The 19,631-nt window shown below is 71.5% G+C and carries 22 protein-coding genes; 11 read left to right on the top strand and 11 right to left on the bottom strand.

Features of this window, described 5'->3' with window-relative positions:
* The 3 genes from ACFPZN_RS18115 to ACFPZN_RS18105 all read right to left on the bottom strand — a co-directional run bounded on the left by ACFPZN_RS18115 (position 1) and on the right by ACFPZN_RS18105 (position 2,946).
* The gene (locus ACFPZN_RS18115) at positions 1–531 is read right to left on the bottom strand and encodes an RNA polymerase sigma factor (RefSeq protein WP_378283169.1); all 531 of its coding nucleotides are present in this window, start codon (positions 529–531) and stop codon (positions 1–3) included.
* A 756-nt stretch (positions 532–1,287) separates the two neighbouring features.
* Positions 1,288–1,629 (bottom strand): hypothetical protein, encoded by a 342-nt coding sequence (locus tag ACFPZN_RS18110; RefSeq protein WP_378283168.1) that lies wholly within the window; start codon positions 1,627–1,629, stop codon positions 1,288–1,290.
* A gap of 252 nt (positions 1,630–1,881) precedes the next feature.
* Complete coding sequence (locus tag ACFPZN_RS18105; RefSeq protein ID WP_378283167.1) at positions 1,882–2,946, bottom strand: tyrosine-type recombinase/integrase; 1,065 nt, start codon at positions 2,944–2,946, stop codon at positions 1,882–1,884.
* A 202-nt stretch (positions 2,947–3,148) separates the two neighbouring features.
* Between ACFPZN_RS18105 and ACFPZN_RS18100 the strand changes: the two genes are divergently transcribed.
* The 4 genes from ACFPZN_RS18100 (at position 3,149) to ACFPZN_RS18085 (ending at position 5,117) form a co-directional block, all read left to right on the top strand.
* Positions 3,149–3,352, top strand: a complete 204-nt coding sequence (locus tag ACFPZN_RS18100) for a hypothetical protein (RefSeq protein ID WP_378283166.1) — start codon at positions 3,149–3,151, stop codon at positions 3,350–3,352.
* Positions 3,353–3,429: 77 nt separating this feature from the next.
* The gene (locus tag ACFPZN_RS18095; RefSeq protein ID WP_378283165.1) at positions 3,430–4,017 is read left to right on the top strand and encodes a DUF5994 family protein; all 588 of its coding nucleotides are present in this window, start codon (positions 3,430–3,432) and stop codon (positions 4,015–4,017) included.
* Positions 4,018–4,088: 71 nt separating this feature from the next.
* Positions 4,089–4,559, top strand: coding sequence for an STAS domain-containing protein (locus ACFPZN_RS18090; protein ID WP_378283164.1), 471 nt, complete (start codon positions 4,089–4,091; stop codon positions 4,557–4,559).
* Between the two features lie 96 nt (positions 4,560–4,655).
* Positions 4,656–5,117, top strand: coding sequence for a hypothetical protein (locus ACFPZN_RS18085; protein ID WP_378283163.1), 462 nt, complete (start codon positions 4,656–4,658; stop codon positions 5,115–5,117).
* 462 nt (positions 5,118–5,579) lie between these two features.
* On the opposite strand, the gene ACFPZN_RS18080 is transcribed toward ACFPZN_RS18085, so the two are convergent.
* Entirely contained in the window at positions 5,580–5,924 is a 345-nt protein-coding gene (locus ACFPZN_RS18080; protein WP_378283162.1) for a hypothetical protein, read from the bottom strand.
* Positions 5,925–6,186: 262 nt separating this feature from the next.
* Here ACFPZN_RS18080 and ACFPZN_RS18075 point away from each other — a divergent pair, with 262 nt between their 5' ends.
* Together ACFPZN_RS18075 and ACFPZN_RS18070 are read left to right on the top strand one after the other, a co-directional pair.
* Positions 6,187–6,834, top strand: a complete 648-nt coding sequence (locus ACFPZN_RS18075) for a TetR-like C-terminal domain-containing protein (protein WP_378283161.1) — start codon at positions 6,187–6,189, stop codon at positions 6,832–6,834.
* A gap of 148 nt (positions 6,835–6,982) precedes the next feature.
* Positions 6,983–7,909 (top strand): NmrA family NAD(P)-binding protein, encoded by a 927-nt coding sequence (locus ACFPZN_RS18070; protein ID WP_378283160.1) that lies wholly within the window; start codon positions 6,983–6,985, stop codon positions 7,907–7,909.
* A gap of 162 nt (positions 7,910–8,071) precedes the next feature.
* Here the strand turns inward: ACFPZN_RS18070 and ACFPZN_RS18065 are convergent, their stop codons facing one another.
* From ACFPZN_RS18065 to ACFPZN_RS18055, 3 genes are all read right to left on the bottom strand, one after another.
* Complete coding sequence (locus ACFPZN_RS18065; RefSeq protein WP_378283159.1) at positions 8,072–8,692, bottom strand: recombinase family protein; 621 nt, start codon at positions 8,690–8,692, stop codon at positions 8,072–8,074.
* 140 nt (positions 8,693–8,832) lie between these two features.
* Positions 8,833–11,946 (bottom strand): Tn3 family transposase, encoded by a 3,114-nt coding sequence (locus ACFPZN_RS18060; protein ID WP_378283158.1) that lies wholly within the window; start codon positions 11,944–11,946, stop codon positions 8,833–8,835.
* Between the two features lie 223 nt (positions 11,947–12,169).
* A complete protein-coding gene (locus ACFPZN_RS18055; RefSeq protein ID WP_378283157.1) occupies positions 12,170–12,436 on the bottom strand; it encodes an ATP-binding cassette domain-containing protein in 267 nt (88 codons plus the stop codon).
* An 84-nt stretch (positions 12,437–12,520) separates the two neighbouring features.
* Between ACFPZN_RS18055 and ACFPZN_RS18050 the strand changes: the two genes are divergently transcribed.
* From ACFPZN_RS18050 to chrA, 3 genes are read left to right on the top strand one after another with little or no spacing between them, the layout of a single operon-like run.
* Positions 12,521–13,021, top strand: coding sequence for a Chromate resistance protein ChrB (locus ACFPZN_RS18050; protein WP_378283156.1), 501 nt, complete (start codon positions 12,521–12,523; stop codon positions 13,019–13,021).
* Complete coding sequence (locus tag ACFPZN_RS18045) at positions 13,018–13,449, top strand: chromate resistance protein ChrB domain-containing protein (protein ID WP_378283155.1); 432 nt, start codon at positions 13,018–13,020, stop codon at positions 13,447–13,449. The genes ACFPZN_RS18050 and ACFPZN_RS18045 overlap by 4 nt, the downstream gene beginning before the upstream one ends.
* A 20-nt stretch (positions 13,450–13,469) precedes the next feature.
* The gene (gene chrA / locus ACFPZN_RS18040) at positions 13,470–14,897 is read left to right on the top strand and encodes a chromate efflux transporter (RefSeq protein WP_378283154.1); all 1,428 of its coding nucleotides are present in this window, start codon (positions 13,470–13,472) and stop codon (positions 14,895–14,897) included.
* Here chrA and ACFPZN_RS18035 read toward each other — a convergent pair.
* Both ACFPZN_RS18035 and ACFPZN_RS18030 read right to left on the bottom strand, forming a co-directional pair.
* Entirely contained in the window at positions 14,887–15,234 is a 348-nt protein-coding gene (locus ACFPZN_RS18035) for a hypothetical protein (RefSeq protein WP_378283153.1), read from the bottom strand. The two genes, chrA and ACFPZN_RS18035, sit on opposite strands and share 11 nt — an antisense overlap.
* A gap of 69 nt (positions 15,235–15,303) precedes the next feature.
* Entirely contained in the window at positions 15,304–15,549 is a 246-nt protein-coding gene (locus tag ACFPZN_RS18030) for an MBL fold metallo-hydrolase (RefSeq protein WP_378283152.1), read from the bottom strand.
* Between the two features lie 113 nt (positions 15,550–15,662).
* Here ACFPZN_RS18030 and ACFPZN_RS18025 point away from each other — a divergent pair, with 113 nt between their 5' ends.
* Both ACFPZN_RS18025 and ACFPZN_RS18020 read left to right on the top strand, forming a co-directional pair.
* The gene (locus ACFPZN_RS18025) at positions 15,663–16,352 is read left to right on the top strand and encodes a type 1 glutamine amidotransferase domain-containing protein (RefSeq protein WP_378283151.1); all 690 of its coding nucleotides are present in this window, start codon (positions 15,663–15,665) and stop codon (positions 16,350–16,352) included.
* Between the two features lie 569 nt (positions 16,353–16,921).
* A complete protein-coding gene (locus tag ACFPZN_RS18020) occupies positions 16,922–18,364 on the top strand; it encodes an MFS transporter (protein ID WP_378283150.1) in 1,443 nt (480 codons plus the stop codon).
* On the opposite strand, the gene ACFPZN_RS18015 is transcribed toward ACFPZN_RS18020, so the two are convergent.
* Both ACFPZN_RS18015 and ACFPZN_RS18010 read right to left on the bottom strand, forming a co-directional pair.
* Positions 18,340–18,963, bottom strand: a complete 624-nt coding sequence (locus ACFPZN_RS18015; protein WP_378283149.1) for a YigZ family protein — start codon at positions 18,961–18,963, stop codon at positions 18,340–18,342. The genes ACFPZN_RS18020 and ACFPZN_RS18015 overlap by 25 nt on opposite strands.
* Positions 18,964–19,002: 39 nt before the next feature.
* A partial coding sequence (locus ACFPZN_RS18010) for a DUF3152 domain-containing protein (RefSeq protein ID WP_378283148.1) occupies positions 19,003–19,631 on the bottom strand: 629 nt, incomplete at its 5' end.

Raw genomic sequence — 19,631 nt, 5'->3', positions numbered from 1 at the left:
TCAGCGAGCTCCGTTCTTCATGGGGCGGGTCACGGGCCGGTATTCGACACCCGCCGAGCGCAGTGCGCGGGACAGACGCTTGCGCGCGCGGTGCAGCCGGACGCGCGCGGCTGCGGTCGAGCAGCCCAGCACCATGGCCAGGCCGGTGTGGTCCAGCCCCTCCCAGGCGACCAGGCTCAGCACTTCGCGGTCGCTCTCGGACAGGCGGCCGAACGCCTGGGAGATCGCGGCGGTGTCGGTGGGATCGACGGCCGCCGTGGCGATCTCGTCGCGCAGGCTCGTGATCCGTAGCCGATGCCGTTCCTGCGAACGACGGTGGTTGGCCAGGACACGGCGGGCGACGCCGTACAGCCACAGCCGTGCCCGGTCGCCGGACGGTATCTCCTCAAAGCGGCGCCAGGCGACGGTGAAGGTCTCCGCGACGACGTCGGCGGCGTCCTCCGGAGACGAGCAGCGGCGCAGCGCATACCCCAGGATCGGCTCATACGCCGCGGCGTACATCATCTCGAAGGCGGTCTCGCGGTCAGCCATCTGCGGCCCGGTGTCTTTGGCGGCACATCGGCGATCTCCTTCACTCTGGAGGCGGACACCCCCTACGTGTCGAGACCGACCGGAGTGTTACCGAGCCACTGGAACGAACTCAAGGAGTCCCTGCCGCGCACTTCCCACGCGCGAGAGGCGATCGCCGCGCGTATGGGGTCGTGGGTTCACCCCGTCATCCCCAGCAGAAGGCACGGGTCATGGACTTGATCGTCACCACGACGACCAGACCCCTTGATCGTGTCCGCCGTCGGGACCGCCCCGTCCAGATCGAACCCCTTGCCCTCGGCCACCCTGACGTCTGCTCCGACTCCCCGCCACCCGAGGCCAATCCCGCCAGCACGGCATCGACGCCCGCACCATCCTCCTCGAAGTCGACGGACACGGCCTGGTCGGCGACAACCTGATGCGCAGGTCGCGTGCATTCTGCAACATCCCGCAAACAAGACCGACGCCACAGCATCCATCTGTCCCACCCCGCCTTCATGCACGACTGGCCAGAACCAAGTCGATACCGGACGCCCCCTCGACGATCCAGACCTGCGGGTGTCGCCGTACGTCGCTCCGCTGGTGAACGTCGGACCCTACGCGTTCAACCTGGGTAGGACTGATCCGCAGGTCGGAACGGCCGGTAGCGGCCAGGTCGGAGTGACGGTCTGGGGTGGCGGGTGTCGAGTGTGGGCCTTGCGGGGCGTTCGTCGCGTTCGTTTAACGGTCGTTTGATGAACGCGCGGACGGCCGAGCCGGTCACCAGGTGATGCTGTGGATACCTTCGATATCGGCTGTTTCGGGGTCGGGCCAGTAGTCGTTGAAGACCATGTGCACGGCCTCTACGAGGCGGCCCGCTTCGATGTGCGCGATGAACTCGTCCCGCTTGTCGTCACGCAGACCCGCGCGGGCAGTTCGGCTCTGGGGCCCGTCGTGCCACTCGCTGCCGCCGGCGCGGAGCGTGATCGGCATCGAGACGTACAGGACTTCGCGGCCGGGGGCGTCCTCCAGCGGCGGGGCGGCCGCGAACACGGCCGGGATCTGCTGCAGCGCCGTGGCGGAGAGCACGGCTGGTTCCGGAGGGCGACGTCGTCCGGCCATCGGCGGACTCCTGTTCAACGGGCGATAGGTCCAGCGTGGCAGTCGGAGCGGGCCGCCGCACCAGCCTTCCGACAGATTCACCGGGACGAGACAGCCCTCGCGACCCCATTCCCGAACCACCGCCGTTCCCCAAGTCCCCGGCCCCCAATGGGGTCCAGCCCACATAAGCCCAAAACCCACATTGGGATGATCTTGTGGGTTGTCAGGTTGGGCGGGGAGAGGGGCCGGGGGCGTGGGGTGTGGTCGGTCGGGTTATTCGTCGGTGGTGAGTCGTTCGATGGCCTTCTGGCGGTCGTGGTGGGTCGGCAGACCGTAGCGGCGGGCGGTTTCGAGGGTGTGGCCGAGGAGTTCGGCGACGATGACGATGTCGGTGCCCTGGCGGGTCATGACGGTGCCGGCGGTGTGCCGCAGGACGCGCGGGGTGAAGGCGCCGTCGCGGCCCAGGGGCAGGCCGGCCGCGTCGGCGATGGCGCGCAGCGCGGTGTGCGCCGAGCGGGTCGACAGGCGGCCGCCGCGACGGTTGAGGAACAGTGCGGGTTCGGTGTCGGCGCCCCTCCAGCCGGCCCGTTCGCGGAGCCATTCCTCCAGCACGGTGCGGAGCCTGGGGTGCAGCGGCACCTCGCGGTATCTGCCGTTCTTGCCGTGGCGGACGATCAGCTGCCCGTTGCGGGCCGGCAGGCGGACATCGCCGGTGTCGAGGTTGGTGGTCTCGCTGATCCGGGTGCCGGCGTAGAAGGCGGTGAAGGCGATCGCCTTGTCGCGCAGCGGGGCGCGGCCGGCCTCGCGCAGCAGCCGGAGCTGGTCGCGTTCGTCCAGGGCGCGGGGGGCGGCCGGGGGGACGTCGGCGCGTTCGGCGGCGGCCGGGCCCAGGCCGCGGCGGCGGTAGAAGTCATCGACCGCGGTCAGGTGCGCGTTGATGGTGGCGGGTTTGCGCTTGAGCACCGTCTGCAGGTGGGTGCGGTAGCCGCGGGCGGCCCGGTCGCGGGCGCCGGGATCGGTGAGCGGGTCACCGGCGACCGTCCCGTCGGCCAGAGCGGCGGCCAGCCAGGCCAGGTACTGGCGGACCCGGGAGGCGTAGACGCGGACGGTGTCGGCGTCCAGTGGCCCGCCCGGCTGGGCGAGGTCGCGTTCGTAGGCGGCGAACACCGCCTGCAGGGCTTGGGGAAGCGGGGTCGGCCGGGCGCCGCGCCGCCGCTCACGCCGCTCCTCACGCTGCTGCTGGGCCTGCGGGGTCGCCCCGCCGGGCAGGCGCCGCGAAGTAGCGGAAGCCGATGGTGGGGGCTGGGAACCGGCCAGGGGCGAAGTATCGGAAGCCATACCCGGATATTACTTCAGATATTTCTAGGTATCGGAAGTTGCAGCGTGTAGAGTCAGAGATATCCGGCAACGACGACATCCCCATCCTGAGGCTGAACCGCCACACCGGCTCACCCCGACAAGGGGGATGTTCATGCCGATCTCGAATCGTGCTCGTCGACCCGGCCGACCCGGGGTGACCCCGGCCAGGTCGGCTTCCCGGATGAACCAGGTCTGGCCCGCTGTGATCGCGCTGGCCGCGGTGATCGTGTTCATCGTGTACCTGGTACAGGCCGGCCTGTTGATGGCACTGGTCATGGCGCTGACGACCGTGGTGGCCGGCGCGATCCTGGTCACGCTGGTGACCGGGACCGCCTGGATCACCCGGCTACGCCGCCTCGCCCCGCATCTGCGGGGACACCACTGACCATCCGGCTGACCCATCGCGATCACCTTCTGTCCCCGGGCCGCCACCGCGGCTCGGGGGAAAGGGGCGATGACCCCATGTGGACCCTGACTGAACGAGGAACAACGATCGGTCTTCCGCCGCCCTCGACACCGCGGCTGTGCCTGCGGCCGCCGCCTCCTTCGGGCTCGCCCCAGACGCTGCTGGACGGCGGCTGGTGGCCCCGCTCGGCCGACCCGGCCGCCGAACTGCCCGGGCTGGCCCTGGCCCTGCAAGCCCACGGCCCGCCCGACGATCATCGGCCCATCACCCACATCATGCTGCGGGCGTCCGACTGGGACAGCCATCCCCGCAAGCTGCGCGTCGACGGCTCAGACGGCGCCCGGATGGTGCGCCTGAGCTGGTTCGACACCCTGCCCGCCGGGCTGCTCACCGCGATCTACGCCGACGGCCGGCGCGTCGACCTGCTCACCGTCCCGGCACTCACCGGCCACGCGGAGGCCTACGCGGCCATGGAACTGGCCGCCCTCACCGCCAACCATCTGCGCACCCCCGGCCTGCTGGCCGCGCTCACCATGCCCACCGCACCGGCCAGTGCGCGCAACCCGGCCGGGACCCAGACCGCATCCCACAGCGCGTGGGAAACCGAGGGCGGCCGACTACGCGAACACCCGGCGCCGCGGTGAGCGGCACAGTGACCCGCCCGCCACCCCGGCCGGCACGGCCGGGGCCCGCCCACCTGCGATCGGAGATCGCCATGACCATCATCACCTCCAGCACCACCGCATCCACCGCGTCCAGCTGGTACGCCGGACACGCCGGGTTCACCGCCGTGCGCCGCTCCCAGGCCGCGGCCAAGACGAGCCTGCCCACCCACGGGCGCCCCGGCCACACCATCGTCGCCCTGCACGGCGACCTCGACATCGCCTCCGCCCCGGCGCTGCGTGAGCATCTGCTCGCCACCCTGCACCACAGCGCCCGCCTGCTGATCATCGATCTGGGCGAGGTGTCGTTCTGCGACGCCACCGGCCTGGCCGTGCTCATCGGCACCCAACGCCGCGCCACCGGACTCGGCATCACCCTGCACCTGGCCAACCCCCGACCCCAGATCGCCAAGCTGCTGCGCATCACCGGCCTGGACCGCAGTCTCACCCTCCACCCCAACCTCTACCCCCAGCCCGCACTCCAGCCCGCAGGCCCAGGCCGAACCGGCCGCATGAGCACCTGAACGCCGGGCATCAGACCGGCAACGCAACCCGACCCGGCCCGGCGCCGCCGACCGAGCAAGCACTCGCGGCGGACCTGCCCGTGATGGGAGGCTTCCGTGACCACCGTGTCCCGCCACGACCACGCCGACGGGCCCACACCACCGGCGCCGCCCGCCGGCCGATGGCGACTGCCCAGCGGACGACCGGCCGCCGCCCACGCCCGCCACGCGATCCACACCACCCTCAAGCGGTGGGGACTGGGCCCGGCCGCCGACGCCCTCACCCACCAGGTCGCCGCACTGATCCAAGAACTCTGCGCCCGCACCGCCGCGCGAGACCCCGGCCCGATCGATCTGCGCCTGGAACTGCGCGCAGCCGACCGGCTGCTGCTGGGTGAAATTCAGAGCACCACCCCCGGCCGGCCCGGACCCGGCGATCAGACACCCACCGGCCAGAGCGGCCGCGGCATCATCGCCCTCACCTATGGACACCGACCCGCACGCAACGGCACCACCACCTGGTACACCCACGCCTTCACCTGGTGGCAGCCCGACACCATCACCACCGACCGGCGATGACGACATCGGCCCGGCCCGGCCGGCCCGGTGCTGCTGGTGCACCCGGCGGGGAGCTGACCGGCACGGCCGTTGCCCGCCGCCCGAGATCGTCCCCGCCCGCCCGGCCGTAGTCGTCAGGCAACCAGGTCCAGGGCGCGGGGTTACGCCGCCTCCTGCAGGACGTCGAAGTCGATCCCGGCGAGTTCGAGGTCGAACGCATCCCGCAGCTTTCAAGATCATCCCAATGCGGGTTTTGGGCTTATGTGGGCTGGACCCCCAACCACCCGGCCAGCCTGCTCGTTGCCCCTTTCCGGCTTACCTTGGCTGCCCCCCTTGGACCTCGCGACCCGTGGCGACCGGCTCATCGGGACGGGCCCGAGCGGCGCGGGCCTCCAGGGCACGGATCTGTTCAGGCTGCAGCACCGTCCGGGCGCTCTTCTTCCCGGTTGGTGGGCTGGTCTGTTCGGTGCTCATCAGTTCCTCTCAGGCTCTCTGGTCAGGGGCCAAGTCGCGCAGGAGCTCGTGGAGCGACTCACCAGCGACCCGCATCGCGTTGACCGCCTCGTACAAGGTCTCCTCGCCGCCGGGCACCCAGTCCCGAACCCCCTCAAGGCTGGACAGGATCTCGACGTGCACGGCCCGGGACTGATCGAGCGCCTCCAGCAGCCGGACCAGCTCCGAGCGGCGCAGCTTGTAGGACTCGTCCTCGAGGGAGTTCAGCGAGCCGAGGTCGTCCGCGGTCGTCTGGAACGCGGAGAGCGCCCGGAAGACCGCCGCGGCGGTAAGCGGCCAGCCGGTGGGCGGTTCGGTGGTCTGCGTGCGGGTCATCGGGCGCTCCCATCGTTGATTTGGTTGATACGGGTGGCCAAGTCCGACCAGGTCCGGATGCGTGTCTCATGTCGGGGGACAGCCGGAATACGCCAGAAAGGGATCGTCAGGTCGCGTTATAGCTGGTTGGTGAGAACTCCTACAGCTACGACCAGGGCGAAGTAGCCGTCGAACCTGCATATGCAGACGCTGCGATGGCCCGCCCCGCGGCTTCCCGTGGACAGGGCGAAAGGGCCCGATGGCAGGGGATACCGTCGTGTACATGACCAGGTCGACCCGCCCCGCTGGGCGTCAGCGTCCCAGTGGAGCCTTCGGGCCTGCCCGTGATGAGGCGCGGGACGCCCGCATCATCGACGCGGTGCTGGACCTGATCGTCGAGAGCGGGTACGGGGATCTCACCATGGGTGCGGTGGCCGCGCGCGCGGGGGTGGCCAAGGCCACGGTCTATCGTCGCTGGGCCTCGCGCGAGGATCTGGTCGCCGACGCCTTGGAAAGCCTCATGCTCCCCGCCGTCCCGGCCGGGGCGATGGCCGGGACGCTGCGCGAGGACCTCATCGCCACGCTGACCCACAGTTCGGCGTGCCTGCACCCCCAGGGGCGTCGCTTCTCGGCTGTGCTGGCCGGCGTCGCCGGCTCGCACCCTCAGATCACCGACACCCTGCGCGAGCGGTACATCGCCGGGCAGCGCGAGGGGATCGCCGCCTGCCTGTACCGCGCTGAAAAGCGCGGCGAGATCACCGCGGAGAGGGTGGCGCGTCTGTTGGCGCCGGGCAGGCTGGAGATCGCCGCGGCCGTCGGGGTGCTGGTCTGGCAGGAGGACCTGCTCGGTGAGCTCCTCGACGTCGAGGGGATAGCCCGCCTGGTGGACCAGGTGCTGCTGCCCCTGGTCGGCGGCACCGCCACCGCTTGAAACCCTTCCGGCCGGTCACCGGCCAGCCTTGCACCCAGCAGACCGTCAACCCGATACGACCATGACTCGATACCGAGTAGTCTCTAGTTGGCGGGTGTTCGTGCCCGCGTGCCGGAAAGAACACGATCAATCGAAAGCAGGGCGTGCTGTGACACCCAACGACAAGGCGAAAGTGCTGGTCACTGGGGCGACAGGGATGCAGGGCGGCGCGGCCGTCCGGGCGCTGCTGCGCGCGGGTCACCCCGTGACCGCGTTCGTGCGCAACCCCTCGTCGGCCGCCGCCCGGGCGCTCGCCGGGCAGGGCGTCGCCCTGGCGACCGGGCACATGGACGACACCGCGTCCCTGGACGCCGCCAGCGCCGGGCACGACGTGGTCTTCTCCATGCAGATGGCGGGCGTCGACCCGGCCGATCCCGGCGCCGAGCGGCGCCAGGCGGCCAACATCGCCACCGCGGCCAAGCGCGCCGGCGTCGCCCAGATCATCCACACCTCCGTGTCGGCGACCGGGTGGCGCAGCCGGTACCCCGACGTCGAGGTGACCGACCCGGTGATGAAGGCCTACTGGGACGAGAAGGAGGCCGCCGAAGAGGCGATCCGGCAGTCGGGCATCGACCGGTGGACCATCTTCAAGCCCGCCTTCTACATGGACAACTTCCTCCCGCCCAAGCGGGACACACAGTTCCCCGGCCTGGCCGAGGGCAAGCTGTTCACCGCCACGAGCCCGCAGACCGTGCTGGCGCTCACCTGCGCGCACGACTTCGGACCAGCCGTCGCCGCCGCCGTGGCCGACCCCGCCAAGTTCCATCAGGCCGAGATCGATCTCGCCGGCGACGCGCTGACCCACGCCCAGATCGCCGACACCCTCTCCAAGGCCTTCGGCCGCGAGATCACCGCCGTCCACATCACCCCGCAGGAGCAGGAGCAGCGCCTCGGCGCGCCCTCGGCGTACAGCAATGTCTGGAACGATCTCGTCGGCTACCCCGCACGCCCCCACCACGCCGCCCGCTACGGCCTGACCACCACCACCCTCCAGCAGTGGGCGGCGCAGCAGGACTGGAACACCCCGCCCACCTGAACCCAAGTCAGCCCTCCACCCTCGTCAGCGCAGCGGTGTTCCCGGCGGCGCCCCGCCGCCGGGAACACCAACCCGCGACGAGGCGCGTCGGAACCCCGGTCCTCGAAGAGGCCCGAACTCCTCCAGCTACGACGAGCCGCAAGCAGGGGATGAGACCGTCGCTTAGCTGGGTGTTTCCTGGCCATGGATGATGCGGTGGATGGTGGACCGCCCGACGCTGTACTCGGTGGCCAGGTCGGCCAGCGACACCTCGCCCTCTGCGTAGCGGCGGCGGATGGAACGCCGCGCGGACTCGGGCAGTTTGGGCTGCTTGCCTTTGAGCTTGCCGTTCCTCTTGGCCAGCGCCATGCCCTCGCGGGTGCGCAGGTGGCCCAGGTTCGCCTCGAACTCCGCCACCATCGCCAGGGTCTGCAGGAACAGCCGGCCGAACGGGTCGTTCCAGTCGTAGACCGATCCCCCCAGCCCGAACAGCACCTCCCGGTCGGACAGGTCGGTGAGGATCTGGTTGGCCTCGCCCATGTTGCGAGCGAACCGGTCGAACTTGGTCACGGTGAACACGCTGGCCGGCCACACCGCCGCGAGGGCCTGGTCCAGGCCGCCGCGGTTGCGGCGGGTAGTACCGGAGAAGCCCCGGTCGATGTAGATCCGATCGGCCGGGACGCCGAGCGCGAGCAGCTGCTCGGTCTGGACGACGACGTCCTGCTCGTCGGTGGAGCAGCGGGCGTACCCGACCCGGACGACGCCGGGGGCCGCGCCGGGCGTCGGGGCGTTCACGGCGTTCACGCGCTCAAGTGTTCCGGATAGCCCCCCGTCACCGGGACAGTTCGCGGAACACTCTTACGGAACACCTCGACCTGGGGCTCCATCCCGGCTGGCCGGTGTTCCGGTAGAGGATCCCTTACGGAACAGCGCCGGGCCGGGTGTCAGGCGGGCGGTGTACCGAACAGCACGCGGGGTTCCAGGTCCAGCCGGGTGGTGGGGGTCTGGTCGGGCGGGGTGAGGTTGAGGGTCCAGTTGCCGAACCGGCGGATGGTGTGGGTGATGTAGGGCGAGACGGTGGCCAGGTCGTCGGTGTCGACCGGGTGGCCCTCGGCGGCCAGGGCGTTGGCGGCGTCGGTGATGTCGCAGGCGTTGGAGTAGATGACGCAGTTGGCGATCAGCTCGTTGAACTTCACCACCTTCTCCTGGTGGTCGGGGTCGTTGTGGCCGATGAGCTTGCCGCCGAACATCAGCCAGTCGGCGAACCCGTGGAAGGCCTCGGTCCGGTTGGTGATCGCGGTGATCTGCTCGCGCAGCTCCGGCTCGGACAGGTAGCGCAGCAGCGTGATGGTGCGGATCGCGCGGCCCAGCTCGCGGAAGGCCCGGTACAGGCGGTTCTTGCGCGAGTGGTTGCCCAGCCGACGCAGCAGCGTCACCGACGACAGCTTGTTCTCCCGGATGGAGATCGCGGTGCGCAGCAGGTCGCTCCAGTGCGTCTCGATCAGCTTCCAGTCCACCGCCGCCTCGCCGAACAGCGAGTCGATGTGGCTGTAGCGGACCGTCGGGCCGGGACGGAAGAACACCAGGTCGTGCCAGTTGCGGATGCGCGGCAAAAGGTCGAAGCCCAAAAGGGCGCCGAGACCGAAGACCGGCAGCGACTGGCCTTGGGTGTCGGCGTGGACGGTGTCGGGCTGGATCTGTGAGGCGTTCTTCAGCAGCCCCTCGATGATGTAGACCGCCTCCCACACCCCGCACGGGATGAAGTGGGAGAACAACGCGATGTAGGTGTTGGAGACATGCCGGTAGGCGATCCCGCCGTACCCGCCGTACCGGATGGAGGTCTCGGCCAGCAGGTTGTCCTCCCAGGTGTCGATCTGGGTGCCGTCGGCCGCCGCCGACTTCCCGTCACCCCATACCGACGCGACGTCCAGCCGGTTGAAGTGGTCGATGACATCGACCGACGCCGCGTCGATCTTGGTCGCGGTGGTGTGCTTGTTGCCCGCCAGCGACAGTTCGTGCACGCTCACCGTGCCGCGCATATGCGCGGCGACCTGGGTCGGCCCGAGCAGGGTGCCGTGCGCGAACGCGGTCAGCACGTACCGGCCCATCACGTCTCCCCGGATCTTGGGGTCCGAGCCGGACGCGGGCCCGAAGTGGCGGTGCCATTTCAGCAGGTAGGCGGTGCGGGTGAGGATGTCCAGCAACGCCCGCTGCGGCAGCCGCTCGTGGATCGCCGCCTCCAGTTCCTGCGCCGAGGGGCGCCGCTCGGCGCCCTTGCGGCGGCGCAGCACCGGACGGCCGCCCTCCAGCAGCAGATCGGTGTTGCCTGGATAGCCGGCGTCCACCGCCGCGGCGACGGCGGCGAGCTCGTCGCGGTAGTGCCGGGTCAGCGCGGCCGCCTCGGTCGGGATCCCGGCCTGCGCGCAGAACGCGGGCACCAGCGGCCGACACTCCTCCCACGACATCAGCTGGTCGTGCAGGTTGGCGTAGGAGTCCGACCCGGCCACTGCGATGTCGCCCGAGCGCAGCTCGGCCGCCAGGTAGGAGAACACGCACACCTCCAGATGGCGGCGCACCAGCATGCCGGGCCGCGCCGGGTCCCGGACGGTCTTGCGCCATTGCAGCGAGGTGAAGGCGTCGACGTCGATCGACAACGTCACCGACACCGGCTCCCCGCCCGGGCCCTGCCGTTGCACCACGATCTGCTCGGGCACCAGCGCGGCCTTGGCGCTGCGCAGCGCGGTCAGGAACTCCACCGCGTCCAGCACACTGCGATCAGCGCTGGTGGCCTCCAGCTCCACCGCCTCCACCAGGGTGAACAGCGCCGAGCGGTGCGAGCGGTAATGCTGTTCCAGCAGCGGGAAGTAGTTGTTGCCATGATGCGCCGACACCGCCTCGTGCGCGGCCGTCAACGCCTCCACCCCACCCGCCTGCTCCAGCGTCTTGAGCACCAGCCGGCCCGCGTGCTCGGCGGCCTGCCGCTCGTCGCCCCCCGCACCCGACCTCGCAGCGTCCGGCACCGCGCCGTCCGGCGGCGCTGCGTCAGAGCTCGCCTCCCGGGCCGCTGCCAGCACCTCGCCGAACACTCCCAGCAGCCGCTCGGACTCGGCGCGGTGCGCCTCGCGCAGCGCCTCCAGGTGGTCACGGCCCCGCTTGTGGATCGCCGCGATCCGCTTGCAGAACATCGTCACCACGTCGTCGCGGACCTCGGTCGCGACCGTATGCACGAAACCGGCCAGCAACGTCAACTGCTTGTCGGTGCCGACCTTGCGCATGTCGGAGGCGTCGGTGACCCGCGCCTCCCCGGCGAAGTGCGCGACCTTCCCCGCCGGCACACCCTCCAGCCAGACCCCGGTCGGGCCGATCGCATCCAGGTCGGCCAGCAGCGCCAAACGCTGCTTGAACTTGCCTAGCGACGCCGCCTTGGCCACGTCCTTCAACCGGTCGAACTCGCTGCGCCGACTCGCCGGATCCACCACCAGCAACCGCGCCAGCCGCGCCCTGGCCGTCCGGTCCAGCCGCCCGGCGACCAACCCGAAGAACCCGGTGTTGACCTCGGCGCGGATCGAGGCGGCCAGCGCGTCCAAGGTGGTGTAGCCCGGCAACTCGCACCGCGCGCGGACCAACTCCTCCAACGCCACGTTGATCAGATCGGCCGGGTTGTCCTTGGACTGCACCGCCTTGCGGATCGTGGCCTCGGCCACCTGCCGGACCCGGGCCGCCTCGTAGGACACCCCCAGCCGTTTGCGCACCAGCGCGCGGTGCCGCTTGGCCGACGCCGAAGCCGCCTGCCGCAATCCCACCTCATCGCCGGCCAGCCCCAGCACCCCACGGACATGCGCCGCCACCGCCGCCGGGACCTCCGCCAGCTTCGGGAAGTACCCCAACCGCTGGTAGGACTTCAGCCACACCACCAGCGCCAGCAGATGATGCTCATCATCGGTGCACGACCGCGCCCACTCCACCTCGGCCCCGGTCGGCGTGAACGCCTCCGCCAACTCTCGGGCCGACAACACCCGCGCAAACTGCGGATACGCGGTCCGATCGATCGAGGTCACCCGCAACCCCCAGGACCGCCGCCAACCCGACCCCGATCACCCTAACGATCAACCGTCAGGCCGTGATCCCTTTCTGGCGTATTCCGGCCGCTCCCCTGAAACGGCCTGCGCCACAACCTCACCGGGACCGACTGCCCATTGAAGGCCCAGTCGAAGGTGTAACTGGTGGTCGCATGGTGGTCGGGCTGGGGATCCCTGTGCGCGTAGGCCGTGAAAGGGTGGCTCACCGACGCGACCACGTCGTCGAACGCGCCGTTGTCGAACGGCAGAAGGCCGCCCAGGTCTCGTGCAGGGACACGCCGTCCAGCGACACTCGCCCCTCGGATGGTTCCTCCAGCCGGTTGAGCGGGCGGAGCAGGGTCGTCTTCCCTGCGGCGCTCGTCCCCACCACCGCGGTGCACTTCCCCAGCGGGATCCGCGCCGACACACCGGCCGGCACGGGCCCGCCGGACGCCGACCGGTCGAGAACGAACACCCCTGATGACTTCATGCTCGCCTCTCCCCAGTTCACGCCAGGTTGGTGTAACCATGGTTACATAGAAGGCGTTGGTCGTCATACCTCTGGAGACGCTCGGTGAACGATGTGGTGCAGCCCCCCGGCGCGTGGGTGCTGCTGTCCTACCGGGTCCCGCGGGAGCCGTCGGCGCCGCGGATCGCGGTGTGGCGCAAGCTGAAACGGCTCGGCGTGGCCCAGCTCGGAGACGGCCTGGTGGCGCTGCCGGCCGACGCGCGTACCCGCGAGCAGCTGGAATGGGTGGCCGAAGACGTCACCGACGCCGGCGGCACCGCCGGGGTCTGGCTGGCCCGGCCCACCACCCAGGCGCAGGAGAACCAGCTCGCCTCCGCCATGCGGGACGCGCGGGCCGCCGAGTACCGCACCGTGCGGGACGAGGCCCTGGCCGCCCTCGACCTCCCGGCTGCCGCACGGGCCGCGAGCCTGCGGCGGCTGCGCGGCGAACTGCGGCGCATCACCCGCCGCGACCACTTCCCCCCGCCCGAACGCGACCAGGCACGCACCGCCGTGGAACGACTCGCCCAGCCACCCGGCACCACCATCACCGAGGAACCGTCATGAAATGGGCCACCCGCCAGGGGATCCACATCGACCGGGCCGCCTGCGCCTGGCTGATCCGCCGCGAGATCGACACCGGCGCCGAGTTCGTGTTCGTGGCCGACCCCGCCCAAGTGCCGGACGAGGCCACCGGCTTCGACATGCGCGGAGTGGAGCTGGGCCACCACGGCGGCGACTGCAGCTTCGAGACCATCCTTCGCCGCTACGAGCTGACCGACCCGGTGCTGTGGCGGATCGCCGAGATCGTCCACGAGGCCGACCTGGACGACGAACGCTACGACGCCCCCGAAGCCCCAGGCCTGGACACCGCACTGCGCGGCCTGTCCATGGTCGCTGACGACGACAACATCCTCGCCCTCACCCGCCCGCTGTTCGACGGACTGTACGAGTTCTACCGGCGCGAACTGCTGCTCGGCCACGAGCCCGCCTGACCTTCCCCCAGGGAGCCCCCGTGACCCAAGCCGACCCCGACCAGCGCCAGGCCGCCGAGCCCGCACACACGCCCGACACCGCCCCAGCCGATCCGCGGCACGCCCATACGCCACGCGATGTGGTGCCCTTGCGCCAAGCGGTGCGGACCTGGTTCGCCATCTCCCTGCAGACCTTCGGCGGACCCGCCGGGCAGATCGCGGTCATGCAGCGCGCCCTCGTCGAGGAGAAACGCTGGATCGGCCAGCAGCGCTTCAACCACGCCCTGTCCTACTGCATGCTGCTACCCGGCCCCGAGGCCCAGCAACTGGCCGTCTACATCGGCTGGCTGCTCAACGGCACCCGCGGCGGCCTGGTCGCCGGCACCCTGTTCGTGCTGCCCGGCGTGCTCGCCCTGCTCGCGCTCTCGGCGATCTACGTCGGCTGGGGGACGGCCGCCGTGGTCACCGGGCTGTTCGCCGGGCTGGCCCCGGCCGTCCTGGCCATCGTCGCCCAAGCCGTCATCCGGGTCGGCCGCCGCTCCCTCACCCACCCCGCACTGATCGCCCTGGCCGTCACCGCGTTCGCCGCACTCGCGGCCTTCGCCGTGCCGTTCCCGGTCGTCATCGCCGCCGCCGCGGCGGCCGGATGGCTGCTGGCACGCCTGCGCCCGCACGCCTTCACCACCGGGACGCGGCACGGCGACGGTGGTCCCGAACCGCTGATCTCCGACGACACCCTGCACCACGAACCGCCCGGCCTGCGCCGCGGGGCCAAGGTGCTGGCCGCCGGGCTCCTTCTGTGGGGAGTGCCGCTGGCCGCCGTCGCCGCCCTCACCGGCACCGGCAGCGTCTTCACCGACCAGGGCCTGTTCTTCTCCGGCACCGCCCTGGTCACCTTCGGCGGCGCCTACGCCGTCCTGTCCTACGTCGCCCAGCAGGCCGTGACCACCTACGGATGGCTCAACCCCGGCGAGATGGTCCGCGGCCTCGCCCTCGCCGAGACCACCCCCGGACCGCTCATCATGGTCGTGCAGTTCGTGGCGTTCGTCGGCGCCTACCGCGCCCCCGGCGACCTGGACCCCTGGGCCGCCGCCCTGCTCGGCGCGCTCCTGACCACCTGGGTCACCTTCGTCCCCTGCTTCATCTTCATCTTCCTGGGCGCCCCCTACGTCGAACGGCTGCGCGGCAACGCCGCCATCTCCGCCGCCCTGACCGGCATCACCGCCGCCGTCGTCGGCGTCATCGCCAACCTCGCCGTCTACTTCGCCACCCACACCCTCTTCCGCGACACCCGCACCACCGACCGGGGCCCCGTCCACCTCCTGGTACCCGATCCCGCCACCTGGCGGCCCACCGCCCTGGCCATCACCCTGGCCGCCCTCGCCATGATCTTCCTGCTCCGCTGGAGCGTCCTGCGCACCCTCGGCGCCTGCGCCGCCCTCGGCCTGGCCGCCACCCTCATCTGGTGACCCACCTGACGCGACTTCTCGTACCGACGCCGTTCGCGGCGGAGCCGTCACCGGGTGAACTGAAGAAGTTCTCGCGGTGGCCGACGCCGCCGCTGGAGCGGTTTCGGTCGCGCAGTGCCGTCCAGGCTCCGTGGTCGGCCAGGCGGAGCAGCGCGGAACGACAGGCCTCGTCGAACGCGGTCTCCAACCCGGCTCGTCCCTCGGGGAAATGCGTCCATCCGTCGTAGTGGGCCGGGACGACGACACTGACCCCGAGCACCGTGACGGCGGCCGCGGCCCCGCGGCCGACCATCGACACCGGGCGCTTGCGGAACTTGCCCGTGACGCGGGCTGCCACGGCGCGCTGGGCAGGTCCTGGCCGGACACGACGAACCCGGTGACCTCGCAGTTGATGTTGCTGTCGGCGTCACGCTCGCCGTCCTCGGGCCCGTGCACGGCCGGGACCGCCAGAGACGCGCCCGGGCGAAGGCGCGTCCCCGGCGTCGAGGTTGTCGGGATGCGCGTCGTGGCTGACCAGCACGACGCCGACCGGCCCCAGCCGGTTCTCGGGCACTGCCGGGCCGAGCGTCTTGCCGAGGTAGCCGTGGGGGCCGGGGTCGTCGAAGGTCGGATCGGTGACGATACGCGGCCCGCCGATGTCGGCCCCCAACACCGTCGCGGCGCAATCCCGCCGCTCCAGCTCCCGCCCGCAGCCAGCACAGACATAACTCCAAGTAATCAAGGTATGACTTGAAGCGACAATGCGAGAGGAAGGCGGGCTTTTCGATGGCGAAGCTGCTGTTCGTGATGACCGGCACGGCGTACTGGACGCTCAAGGACGGCACCAGGTGGGCCACCGGCTACTGGGCCGAAGAGTTCGCGGCCCCTTACAAGGCGCTCACGCAGGCCGGCCACCAGATCGAGGTCGCCACTCCCGGGGGAGTCGTCCCGAACGTGGACATGATGAGCCTGCGGCCGGAGATGGCCGGCAACGCGCAGACCGCCCTGGACCTGGAGGCGACCATCCGCTCCGCGGAGGAGATGCGGCGGCCGATCAAGCTCGCGGACGCCCGCCTGGAGGACTACGACGCCGTCTACTTGCCGGGCGGGCACGGCCCCATGGAGGATCTGTCCGCCGACGCCGACGCCGGCCGGCTGCTGACCGCGGCGCTGGCCTCCGGCAAGCCCCTGGCGATCGTCTGCCACGCACCGGCCGCGATGCTGGCGACCAGGGTCCGCGGCGAGTCGCCGTTCGCCGGCTACCGGGTCAGCGCCTTCACCAACGAGGAGGAGAACGCGCTCGATCTCGGCCCCAGGGCCCCCTGGCTGCTGGAGGACGCACTCGTCGACCTAGGCGTCGACTTCACCAAGGGCGAACCCTGGAAGCCCTACACCGTCGTCGACCGCAACCTGTACACCGGGCAGAACCCCGCCTCGGCGTCCGTCCTGGCCGAACGGTTTCTCAAGGTCCTTTGAAGCCTGACGGCCCACCGTTCGCGTCCGCGCCGCAGCCCTGCGAGAGCGCCGTCACGGTGTGTTCTCCTACATGAGCTGCTGTCCTTTCGACACCCGGCCGGTGACCGCGCCGACACGCTCACCACGATCGCCAGGCAGATGACCGACGGCACACGTGCCCGACACCGTCCGGTCCGACCTGGCCGCCGAGGCCGCCGTGAACGACGACGCCTGGCCTCGGGGGTCACTGCACCAACGACACGGCTCCGATAGGGCCGGTGCGTCCGGCGCCGAACGCGGCCACCGCACCGTTGCCATTCCTCGCTGGAGAAGCTCCTGCACCCAGGAACGCAGGCTGGTCTCAACCTGATCGGCGACCGCGGCAACACGGGAATGTGGTCGAGCATCTGGTTCCGCCGCGCCGCGCTGGACCTGGGCGTGCGCGCGCCCGCTCCAAGGGGATCGGGATCAACGCCGACCGCCCCCGCCTGTCCGCGGCTTGAATCTGACACTGATGTCAGCTTCTACCCTCGCGGCGTGACGGACGCGCCCCCCGCGCGGACCGCCGACCGACCCGCCGCGAGGAACCCATGCCCGGCTCACCGACGCCCGCACGCCCCGGATGGACACTGGCCCTGCTGGCCTTCGCCCAGTTCATCATCGCCATCGACTACAACATCGTCTACGTCGCCCTGCCCGACATCGGGCAGGAGTTGCACTTCCCCGGCCACACCCTCCAGTGGGTGGTCAGCGCCTACGCCATCACCCTGGGCGGCTTCATGCTGCTGGGCGGACGGGCCGCCGACCTGCTGGGACGGCGCCGCATGTTCGTCCTGGCCCTGCTGCTGTACGCGGTGTCCTCACTGGTCGGCGGGCTCGCCCAGACCCCCGCCCTCCTGGTCGCCGTGCGCGCCGTGCAGGGACTGGGCGCCGCGCTGCTGTTCCCCGCCACCCTGGCCCTGGTCGGCACCCTGTTCGCAGAGGGCCCCGAACGCAACCGCGCCATGGCCGTCTGGGCCGCCATGGGCGGCAGCGGCCTGGCCGCCGGGGCGCTGCTGGGCGGCGTCCTCACCGACGCATTCGGCTGGGAGTCGACCTTCTACATCTTCGTCGTGCTGGCCCTGGCCGCCCTCGCCGCCGCGTTCGCGCTGCTGCCGCCCGACGAGGCCCACGGCGAGGAGCGGCCGCGGCGCTTCGACCTGCCCGGCGCGCTGACCGCGACCGCCGGGATCACCCTGCTGGTCCTGGCCTTGGCCCAGGGCCCCGCCTGGGGATGGACCTCCGCGCCCGTCCTGGCCGCCACCGGCGCGGGCCTGGCCCTGCTGGCGTCCTTCGCGGTCATCGAGGCCCGCGGCCGCGACCCGCTCATGCCGCCGCGCATGTTCGCCAACCCCAGCCTGGTCGCCGCCATGGCCATCACCGCGGTGTTCGGCGCGGGACTGGGCGCCCACTACTACCTGCTCACCGTCTACCTGCAGGACGTCCTGCGCTACGACCCCCTGCGCGCGGGACTGGCCTACCTGCCCCTCACCCTGCTCAACATCGCCGGCACCAAGGCCGCCGAACGCCTCATCGCCCGCACCGGCATGCGCACCGCCCTGGCCGCCGGGCTGCTCACCGGAACCGCGGGACTGGCCCTGCTCGGCCTGACCCTCTCCCCCGGCGCGCCCTTCACCGCCGTCCTGCCCGCGATCATGGTGACCGGCCTGGGCATGGGCATCGTCTGGACCTGCATGTGGATCGCCGCCGGCACCGGCGTCGCCCCCGGCCGCCAGGGCGTCGCCTCCGGCATGGCCTCGGTCACCCACCAGACCGGGCTGGCCGTCGGCACCGCCCTCATGGTCGCCGTGTCCGCCGCCGGAACGGCCGGGTTCGACGGCGACGCCCTGCGCGGCGAACTCACCGAGGGCCTCGGCACCGCCTACCACCTGGCCGCCGCCGTGACCCTGGCCGGCGTCCTGGTCGCCGGCCTCGCCCTCGGCCGCCGCTCCCCCGCCCGCGCGGCCCGTCAGGGGACCGGGACCTCGACATGACCCAGCGCGCCACGGCGGGTCCGGGCACGCCCCGCCGTCACCTCCGCCACCCACGCCTCGAACGCCGCCGCCTCCGCCACCTCGACCGCCACGTCCAGCTCCACCTCGCCGGCGTAGCGCACATCGGACGGCACCCGGCCCGCACCGTGCAGATCCCCCAGCAACCGGCCCGCCACCGCGTGCTCCACCCGCACCGTCACCGTCACCACCGGCCGCAGCTCCACCACGCCCACCGCGTCCACCGCCGCCGACACCGCCTGCCCGTAGGCGCGCACCAGCCCGCCCGCGCCCAGCTTCACCCCGCCGAAATACCGCGTCACCACCGCCACCACGCCCGTCAGCCCCCGCCGGACCAGCACCTCCAGCATCGGGACCCCCGCCGTCCCCGCCGGCTCCCCGTCATCGCTGCTCTTGGTGATCTCCCCGTGCTCGCCCACCACGTAGGCCGTGCAGTTGTGCGTCGCGTCGCGGTGGGCCCGGCGATGATCGGCGATGAACCGCGCCGCCGCGCCCTCGTCGGGGACGCGCGCCAGCGTGCAGACGAACCGGGACCTGCGGACCTCCAGCTCGTGGGAGCCCGCCCTCTTGATCATGCGCATGGTGTGGCCCCGAGTCTAGGCCCCCGGGCGACGGCGCGGTCAGCCCCGCGGGAACGGCCAGGGATTGGCCCGGCACCCGTACAGCGACATGGTCTGCTGCACCATCACCGGCGCCGCCCGCCCCGGCCCCGGGCACCCCCGGTGCCCGTGCCCCAGCGCGTGCCCCACCTCATGATTGATCAGATACTCCCGGTACCCGGCCAGATCACCGCCGTAGGGCGCCGCGCCCAGCCCCCAGCGCCGCGCGTTGATCACCGCGCGCCCCCCGTTGTGGCACGACAGCCACCCGTGCGTGCGCGCCGGCAGGCACATCCGGTCGGTCAGCGCCGGGCTCGACAGCGACACCGTGAACCGCACCGGCCCCCGCGCCACCCGCGCGAACCTGAGCCGGCCGCCCCTGCCCCACCCGCGCGGATCGTTCAGCACCCGGTGCACCTCGGCCGCGAACCGCCCCGAACGGAACGGCAGCCCCCGCTCCACCTCCACCGCGTACGGCACCAGCATGCCCGTGCCGGCCGGCGGCGCCGCGGCCACCGGCACCATCCAGTACCGGCCCGTGGCCGCCCGCGGCACCAGCACCCGCGGCGGCTGCGCCCGCCCGTTGACCACCACCGGCCCCGGCGCCGCCGCCGGCACGCCCTCGGACCCGGCCGCCGGCCGGCCCGCAC

Origin of the sequence: Actinomadura rugatobispora, assembly GCF_042656285.1 — a bacterium.
Taxonomy (GTDB): domain Bacteria; phylum Actinomycetota; class Actinomycetes; order Streptosporangiales; family Streptosporangiaceae; genus Spirillospora; species Spirillospora rugatobispora.
Note: the sequence above shows the minus strand (reverse complement) of the source record. Positions and strands in the feature narration are given on the sequence as shown.

Coding starts and splice junctions, on each gene's coding strand:
- ACFPZN_RS18115 (WP_378283169.1), bottom strand. CDS start 531: ATGGCTGACCGCGAGACCGCCTTCGAGATGATGTACGCCGCGGCGTAT.
- ACFPZN_RS18110 (WP_378283168.1), bottom strand. CDS start 1,629: ATGGCCGGACGACGTCGCCCTCCGGAACCAGCCGTGCTCTCCGCCACG.
- ACFPZN_RS18105 (WP_378283167.1), bottom strand. CDS start 2,946: ATGGCTTCCGATACTTCGCCCCTGGCCGGTTCCCAGCCCCCACCATCG.
- ACFPZN_RS18100 (WP_378283166.1), top strand. CDS start 3,149: ATGAACCAGGTCTGGCCCGCTGTGATCGCGCTGGCCGCGGTGATCGTG.
- ACFPZN_RS18095 (WP_378283165.1), top strand. CDS start 3,430: ATGTGGACCCTGACTGAACGAGGAACAACGATCGGTCTTCCGCCGCCC.
- ACFPZN_RS18090 (WP_378283164.1), top strand. CDS start 4,089: ATGACCATCATCACCTCCAGCACCACCGCATCCACCGCGTCCAGCTGG.
- ACFPZN_RS18080 (WP_378283162.1), bottom strand. CDS start 5,924: ATGACCCGCACGCAGACCACCGAACCGCCCACCGGCTGGCCGCTTACC.
- ACFPZN_RS18075 (WP_378283161.1), top strand. CDS start 6,187: ATGACCAGGTCGACCCGCCCCGCTGGGCGTCAGCGTCCCAGTGGAGCC.
- ACFPZN_RS18055 (WP_378283157.1), bottom strand. CDS start 12,436: ATGAAGTCATCAGGGGTGTTCGTTCTCGACCGGTCGGCGTCCGGCGGG.
- ACFPZN_RS18045 (WP_378283155.1), top strand. CDS start 13,018: ATGAAATGGGCCACCCGCCAGGGGATCCACATCGACCGGGCCGCCTGC.
- ACFPZN_RS18025 (WP_378283151.1), top strand. CDS start 15,663: ATGGCGAAGCTGCTGTTCGTGATGACCGGCACGGCGTACTGGACGCTC.
- ACFPZN_RS18020 (WP_378283150.1), top strand. CDS start 16,922: ATGCCCGGCTCACCGACGCCCGCACGCCCCGGATGGACACTGGCCCTG.
- ACFPZN_RS18015 (WP_378283149.1), bottom strand. CDS start 18,963: ATGCGCATGATCAAGAGGGCGGGCTCCCACGAGCTGGAGGTCCGCAGG.